We start from the raw sequence: 7,403 nt of genomic DNA, 5'->3' as shown, positions 1-7,403 counted from the left end.
CGCAGTAGCGCGGGCAGCTGCCGGGGCCGCACCAGCCACCACTGCGCCGCCCCGCGCGCCGGCACCGCCCGCGATTACAGGTTCCCGACCCCAGACACCGGTTTCTCCGACCCCGCTTACTCAGACACCGGTTACTCAGACACCGGCGCCTGCCACTGCTCCTGCGCCTGCCCCTGAGCCCGCGCCTGCCCCTGCTCCCGCCCCTGAGCCCGCGCCTGCCCCTGCTCCCGCCCCTGCGCCGATTGCCGATGATCCTGCCGCTGCACAGGCATTTGCCTCCTCCCGGCTGTCCTCCTTCGGCTGGAACGGAGGAGAGTTCACCTGCCTGGTCAACCTTTGGAACAAAGAGTCACGGTGGCTGACCAGTGCCAACAACCCCTATAGCGGGGCCTATGGTATTCCCCAGTCTCTTCCCGGCAGCAAGATGGCCAGCGCCGGAGCCGACTGGCGGACCAATTACCGCACCCAGATCGAGTGGGGACTCGGCTATATCTCGGGCAGATACGGGTCACCGTGCGCAGCCTGGCAGCATTCGCAACTGATGAACTGGTACTGATCGCTCACCGGTTCGGCGTCGAGCCCCGCTTGGCGGGGAGCCATCCGATTGTGGGGGCCAGCGCGGCGCACGTACCCTTAACACGTGTCTCTTATCGCCCCTAACGCTGTCATTGGTTCCGCCGCTGAACTGGCGGGTCTCCCTGCTGTGCCGCAACTAGCCGTGCAGCGCACCTACGAAGTTCGCACCTACGGGTGCCAGATGAACGTCCATGACTCCGAGCGGATCTCCGGTCTGCTGGAAAACGCCGGGTACACGGCGGCCACCGACACCCAGGCCGACGTCGTTGTCTTCAATACCTGTGCCGTCCGGGAAAATGCCGACAACAAGCTGTACGGCAACCTCGGGATGCTTGCATCGGTCAAGGCAACCCACCCCGGCATGCAGATTGCCGTCGGCGGATGTCTCGCCCAGAAGGACCGCGACACCATTCTGAAGAAGGCGCCATGGGTCGACGCCGTTTTCGGTACCCACAACGTCGGTGCCCTCCCCGCCCTGCTGGAGCGGGCGCGCCACAACAACGAGGCGCAACTGGAGATTCTGGAGTCACTCGACGTTTTTCCCTCCACCCTCCCGACCAAGCGGGACGCGGTGTATTCCGGCTGGGTCTCAATCTCGGTGGGCTGCAATAACACCTGTACCTTCTGCATCGTCCCTGCTTTGCGCGGCAAGGAACGCGACCGGCGCCCGGGCGAGATCCTTGCCGAGATTGAAGCGCTGGTGGCCGACGGTGCCATCGAGGTCACCCTACTGGGCCAGAACGTGAACTCGTACGGGGTGGAATTCGGTGACCGGGGCGCCTTCGCCAAACTGCTCCGCGCATGCGGCAGCATCGAAGGCCTCGAACGGGTGAGGTTCACCAGCCCCCATCCCGCGGCGTTCACCGATGACGTTATCGACGCGATGGCCGAGACGCCCAACGTGATGCCCCAACTCCACATGCCGCTGCAATCGGGCTCCGACCAGATCCTCAAGGCCATGCGCCGCTCCTACCGGTCCTCCAAATTCCTGGGGATCCTTGAACGGGTCCGTGAGAAAATGCCCCACGCATCGATCTCTACCGACATCATTGTGGGATTCCCCGGAGAGACCGAAGAGGATTTCCAAGCCACGCTCGACGTCGTCGAGCTTTCTCGCTTCGCCACTGCGTTCACTTTCCAGTACTCCAAGCGCCCCGGGACCCCTGCCGCCGACCTGCCGGGCCAGATCCCCAAAGCCGTGGTGCAGGAACGTTTTGAACGGCTCACTGCGCTGCAGGACCGCATCGCGGCGGAGGAGAACGCGCTGCAGCTCGGCCGCACTGTCGAGCTGATGGTGACCGCGCAGCAGGGACGCAAAGCCAGCGAAACCCATCGCCTCTCCGGCCGTGCCCGCGACCAGCGCCTGGTTCATTTCTCGGTGCCCGATGGTGTCGAGCCTCCCCGCCCCGGTGATCTGGTCACCGTCACGGTCACCGAGGCCGCCGCCTTCCACCTGGTGGCCGACCCGGTATCAGCCGAAGATATCCGGATCCGGCGGTCGCGAGCAGGCGACGCCTGGGACCGGGCACAGGCCGACTCCTGCGGGGCGCCAGTGCCCGGGACGGGTGTGTCGCTCGGCATGCCGGCAGTTCCACCACGCGGCGACTAGCTGTGGAGGTTACCGAGGCAACAGACCTGCCGCTGATCGCCGTCGTCGGTCCCACCGGATCAGGCAAGTCGGCCCTGGGCATCGACTTGGCTCAGAGATTCGACGGCGAGATCATTAATGCGGATTCCATGCAGTTCTACCGCGGTATGGACATTGGCACGGCGAAAGTCACGCTCGACGAACGGCAGGGGATACCGCACCACCTCCTGGATACCCTTGCGGTGCACCAGGAAGCGAGCGTGGCGGCATACCAACTGCAGGCCCGAGCGGCAATCGCCGATATTCGGGGCCGGGGCAAGACGCCGATCCTGGTTGGCGGTTCAGGACTCTATGTTCGTGCGGCGCTTGATGTTCTTGACTTCCCCGGCATTGATCCGGCGATTAGAGAGCGGCTGGAAGGCGATCTGGCGCGTGACGGCAAGGATCTGCTCCGCCAGCGGCTGACAGCCGTTGACCCGGTATCCGCCGGTCGGGATCTGGATGACCGCCGTTTGATCCGCGCGCTGGAGGTGTATGAGGTGATGGGCCGCCCGTTCAGCTCCTTCATGCCGCAACGGAAGTATCACCAGGCAGCTGTCCAGGTGGGTCTGGGGGTTGACCGATCCCGGTTGCGGGAGCGGCTGGCATCGAGGGTGCATGCCATGGTGGACGCTGGTCTGCGCGAGGAAGTGGTGCGGCTGGACAGCCAGGGGCTGCGGACTGGACGCACGGCCTCACGTGCGTTGGGGTATTCCCAATTCCTGCAGGTTATTGACGGCGCCCTGACAAGTGAGCAGGCAGCCAGCGACACCATCGATGCCACCAGGCGGTTCGCCCGCCGCCAGCTCACCTGGTTCCGGGCCGACCCGCGGATCTCCTGGCTCGACTGGGAGGATCCGGACCTTGGCTCCCGGGCTGCCGAGCACATTCGGCAAACCTTCGGCCTATCCTAGAAAGGTGACTACACAACCTGACGCACTGGTTTCCACCGCCCCGACCGCCCTCGCAGGGGTGGCGTTCACCAAGGGCCATGGCACTGGCAACGACTTTGTCCTGGTGACCGATCGCACTGGCTCGCTGGAGATCGCGGCCGACCAGGTCAGCGCGATCTGCGACAGGCATCGCGGCATCGGAGCAGACGGTCTGATCCGCGCTGTCCCGTCCCGCCATCTGCCCGAGGGCAGGGCGCTGCTGCGGAGCGACCCCTCGGCCGAATGGTTCATGGACTATCGAAACGCTGACGGTTCGGTCTCGGAGATGTGCGGCAATGGCGTCCGGGTCTTCGTTCACCTACTGGTCTCGACCGGCCTGCTGGCACTCGCCGATGGGGCGACCGCGTCGATAGCTACGCGCGGCGGAATCAAAGTGGTGGAGCGGTCTGCCGACGGCTACTCGGTGGACATGGGTCCGTGGGAGTTTGTTTACCCTGATGTGGCGGCGGCTCGCGCCACTGATTCACTGGTGGAGGCCAGCGGGCTTGAAGTCCCGCGCCCTGCCCTGTCCATCAGTATGGGCAACCCTCACACAGTGGTGGCCCTTGCCGAACCAGCCGAGCTGGAAGCGACCCGGCTCTTTGACGCGCCGGTGGTGCAGCCCGCTCCCGTCGACGGCACGAACGTCGAATTCGTGGTGCCGCGCGATCCGCTGGTGCACGACGGCGTCGGCCAGGTAACGATGCGGGTGTACGAGCGCGGGGTAGGGGAGACGCTGTCCTGCGGCACTGGTGCGTGTGCGGCGGCGGCGGCCACCAGGTTCTGGGCTGGGGCCGGGGCACCGCTTGCCTGGCGGATTGAGGTACCCGGTGGCGTAGTGGGTGTGCGGTTCCATGCCGGACCGGACGGTCGCGAACACGTGAGCCTCAGCGGGCCAGCGGTACTGGTGGCTACCGGAACCCTGCTCTAGGTATCGCGTCGCTCCACCCTCAGGATCCGGAAGGACTTGGAGGTGGCAGTCCTGGACACCTCGAACCCCACGGACAGTTGGTCAGCGATCCACTTCTGAAGTGAGTCAGCGCCAAGGTTCTTTTGTACCACCAGCCAGGCGGAGCCGCCGGGTGACAGCCTCGGGAGCCACTTCAGCAGCAGCGCATGCAGTTCGTCCTTACCGACCCGGATCGGCGGATTGGACCAAATGGTATCGAAGGTGGCGTCGGCGTCGACCTCCTCCGGGCGTTGCGCCACCACATTGGGCAAACCCAGAAGGTTCGCGTTTTCTGCCGTGAGCGCCAGGGCCCGCTCGTTGACGTCGATAGCAACCACCTGCGCGTCCGGTGCCTTCAGCGCCATAGTCAGTGCCAACGGCCCCCAGCCGCAGCCGATGTCCAGCATCCGCGCTCCCACCGGATCGGGCGCCTCAGCAAGCAGGATACGCGTGCCTTTGTCGATGGAATCGGAGCTGAAGATGCCCGACGAGGTCACCAGCGTGCGCTCGACCCCTGCCAGTGGCGCGCGGAGCGGTTTGCGGGTCTCCGGGCCAGCCGGCTGGGCGCTGAAGTAATGGGAATCCATAACCAACCAGCGTAGTCCAGCCTCCCGGCCTTCCTGGCACGGAGGCCAACACCCGTTCCGCGAGCACCCTGGACGTCGGTAGTCACCCTGGACATCGGTGAGGGAGAAGTTGACCCGACCTGTCCTGGTTGCCCCACCCGGACAAGAGGTCCTGACACGGTCCTCGGTCTGTGGCAGTTCACCCCGATGAAGAAGCGCGAAGCGCGGCAGCCCGCCGACCGCCAGCTGAAGGCGACTCGCTGCACACGGTGACAAGAGCAGCGATTGCGCGCTCAGAGAAGTGCCTCACCCATTTGGGGTCCGTGCGACTAGCATTGAGGGACACCAATGTAGGGAGCATATGTCCACGAGTAACGGGGGACCGGCAACGCCGGAACCGGAGATTGGGCCAGCCGAGATTCAGGCGGTCATCGACAGGATCCTGGCGAAAGACGAAGCAGCGTCAGCCAAGGGCGCGGGCAACCGCTTTGCTGATGTGTCATCGGGGCCCGAGCAACGGTCGTCCTACGATGGTGATCAGCAGGACCTTGACGAACGCCGCGCGCTCAGGCGCGTCGCAGGGTTATCCACCGAACTCGAGGACGTCACCGAGGTCGAGTATCGCCAGTTGCGCCTGGAACGCGTGGTCCTGGCCGGCCTATGGAGCGAAGGCACAGCGGAAGACGCCGAAAACTCGTTGCGGGAACTGTCAGCCCTCGCCGCGACCGCCGGTTCCGAGGTCCTCGACGGGATTGTGCAGCGGCGGCTGAAGCCGGACCCAGGCACCTTCCTCGGCTCGGGCAAAGCCCAAGAGCTCAAGGACATAGTTGTCGCAACCGGCGCCGATACGGTAATTGTTGACAGCGAACTTTCTCCCTCCCAGCGCCGCGGCCTGGAGGACATTGTCAAGGTCAAGGTCATCGACCGGACGGCCCTGATTCTCGACATTTTTGCCCAACACGCCAAGTCCCGCGAGGGCAAGGCCCAGGTGGAACTGGCCCAGCTCGAGTATCTACTCCCCAGGCTCCGTGGCTGGGGAGATTCGATGTCCCGTCAGGCCGGGGGCCAGGTCGGTGGCGCTGGCGCTGGCATGGGTTCGCGCGGACCCGGTGAAACAAAAATCGAGCTGGACCGGCGAAAGATCCGCACCCGGATGGCCAAGCTACGGCGCGAGATCAGCGGAATGAAACCTGCCCGCGAAACGAAACGCGCCAACCGGCGTCGCAATGAGATCCCCTCGGTAGCCATCGCTGGCTACACCAACGCAGGCAAGTCGTCGCTGTTGAACCGCCTGACCGACGCCGGCGTGCTGGTGGAGAATGCCTTGTTCGCCACGTTGGATCCCACCGTGCGCAAGGCGGAAACAGCTGACGGGCTGGGCTACACGCTTGCCGATACCGTTGGGTTCGTCAGATCGCTGCCAACCCAGCTGGTCGAAGCGTTCAGGTCCACACTTGAGGAGATTGCCGACTCAGACCTCATCCTTCACGTGGTCGACGTCTCCCACCCAGACCCCGAGGGCCAGATCGCAGCCGTCCGGGAGGTCCTCTCCGAGGTGGATGCTCGCAAGGTCCCGGAGATCATCGTCCTGAACAAGGCCGACGCAGCGGATCCGTTCGTGATCGAACGCCTCCGACAGCGCGAGCCACGAAATGTGGTGGTGTCAGCCCGCACAGGCCTGGGCATCGCTGAGCTGTTGGAGGCAGTCAGCTCAGCAATTCCCCGCCCCAGCGTCAGGCTTACTCTCCTGGTGCCCTACGAGCGCGGCGACGTCGTCAGCAGACTGCACCAGTCCGACGCCGAGATCCTTACCCTCGAGCATGGTGAATCGGGTACCCGCCTCGAGGTCATGGTCCGCGAAGGTCTCGCTGCCGATCTGGAGGAGTTTCGCCAGCATGCCTGACAGCGGTACCACTGGGCCGCTGGAACTCCTTGATGCAGCAGTCGCAGCCATGGGCGGTGAAAACCGTGCGGGTCAGCATGAGATGACACAACGGGTCGCGGAGGCGCTGACCACAGGGGATCACCTGCTGGTGCAGGCCGGGACCGGGACGGGTAAGTCGCTGGCCTATCTGATCCCGCTCATTTCGCATGCACTCAATCACGACAAGCCGGCCATCGTGTCGACCGCGACGTTGGCTCTTCAGGCCCAGATCGTTGGCCGCGACGTGCCGAGACTGCTTAAAGCGCTCAAGGGCAAGCTCCCCCGTCCAGTTGATGTGGTCCTCCTCAAGGGCCGCGGCAACTATGTCTGCCGGCACAAGACGGGCGGAGGCTTTCCGGAGGAGGGCGCTCCCGATGCACTTTTCAGCCTCGGCGAGGATACCGCTGCACCACATCCGGCCGCAGGACCCGCCACCCCGCTTGGCCGTGAGGTCCTCAGGCTCAGGGAGTGGGCCGAGACCACCGACACCGGCGACCGGGACGAGCTCACACCGGGAGTCAGCGAGCAGGCCTGGCGGCAGGTTTCAGTGACCAGCATGGAATGCCTCGGCGCACAGAAGTGTCCGGTAGCTGCCGAGTGCTTCAGCGAGCGGGCCAGGGCGAAGGCTGGCGACGCGGACATCGTCATCACCAACCACGCGATGCTGGCCATCAGTGCCTTTGAGGGGCTGGCCGTGTTGCCCGAGTACGACGTCGTGGTCATTGATGAAGCCCATGAACTCCATGATCGGGTGACGGGTGCGGTATCCGGGCAGCTGTCGGCTGGCATGATTTCGGCGGCGGCGTCGGCAGCCCGCCGCCACCTATCG

At 65.0% G+C, this 7,403-nt stretch carries 6 protein-coding genes and 1 pseudogene; 6 read left to right on the top strand and 1 reads right to left on the bottom strand.

The window, feature by feature from the left end:
- The 4 genes and pseudogenes from Y703_RS22705 to dapF all read left to right on the top strand — a co-directional run.
- Positions 1 to 556 (top strand): annotated as a pseudogene (locus Y703_RS22705) (lytic transglycosylase domain-containing protein); the annotation flags it as partial.
- 111 nt (positions 557 to 667) lie between these two features.
- The gene (gene miaB, locus Y703_RS0112575; protein WP_051427569.1) at positions 668 to 2,185 is read left to right on the top strand and encodes a tRNA (N6-isopentenyl adenosine(37)-C2)-methylthiotransferase MiaB; all 1,518 of its coding nucleotides are present in this window, start codon (positions 668 to 670) and stop codon (positions 2,183 to 2,185) included.
- Positions 2,186 to 2,187: 2 nt separating this feature from the next.
- Positions 2,188 to 3,117: a tRNA (adenosine(37)-N6)-dimethylallyltransferase MiaA gene (gene miaA, locus Y703_RS0112570; protein WP_026552980.1), complete on the top strand. Its 930-nt coding sequence runs from the start codon at positions 2,188 to 2,190 to the stop codon at positions 3,115 to 3,117.
- Between the two features lie 4 nt (positions 3,118 to 3,121).
- A complete protein-coding gene (dapF, locus tag Y703_RS0112565; protein WP_026552979.1) occupies positions 3,122 to 4,066 on the top strand; it encodes a diaminopimelate epimerase in 945 nt (314 codons plus the stop codon).
- Here dapF and Y703_RS0112560 read toward each other — a convergent pair.
- The gene (locus Y703_RS0112560) at positions 4,063 to 4,671 is read right to left on the bottom strand and encodes a class I SAM-dependent methyltransferase (protein WP_026552978.1); all 609 of its coding nucleotides are present in this window, start codon (positions 4,669 to 4,671) and stop codon (positions 4,063 to 4,065) included. The genes dapF and Y703_RS0112560 overlap by 4 nt on opposite strands.
- Before the next feature lie 340 nt (positions 4,672 to 5,011).
- On the opposite strand from Y703_RS0112560, the gene hflX reads away from it, so the two are divergent.
- Both hflX and Y703_RS19755 read left to right on the top strand, forming a co-directional pair.
- Positions 5,012 to 6,553, top strand: a complete 1,542-nt coding sequence (gene hflX / locus Y703_RS0112555) for a GTPase HflX (RefSeq protein ID WP_026552977.1) — start codon at positions 5,012 to 5,014, stop codon at positions 6,551 to 6,553.
- Positions 6,546 to 7,403: ATP-dependent DNA helicase (locus tag Y703_RS19755; RefSeq protein WP_035765014.1), on the top strand; the 858-nt coding region annotated here is incomplete at its 3' end. The genes hflX and Y703_RS19755, both read left to right, overlap by 8 nt.

The sequence above is a fragment of the Arthrobacter sp. H20 genome (genome assembly GCF_000520515.1).
In the GTDB taxonomy this organism is placed as follows: Bacteria; Actinomycetota; Actinomycetes; order Actinomycetales; family Micrococcaceae; genus Arthrobacter_D.
The sequence above is the reverse complement of the archived record's forward strand: the minus strand, read 5'-3'. Positions and strand labels throughout refer to the sequence as shown.

Coding starts and splice junctions, on each gene's coding strand:
- Y703_RS0112560 (WP_026552978.1), bottom strand. CDS start 4,671: ATGGATTCCCATTACTTCAGCGCCCAGCCGGCTGGCCCGGAGACCCGC.
- hflX (WP_026552977.1), top strand. CDS start 5,012: ATGTCCACGAGTAACGGGGGACCGGCAACGCCGGAACCGGAGATTGGG.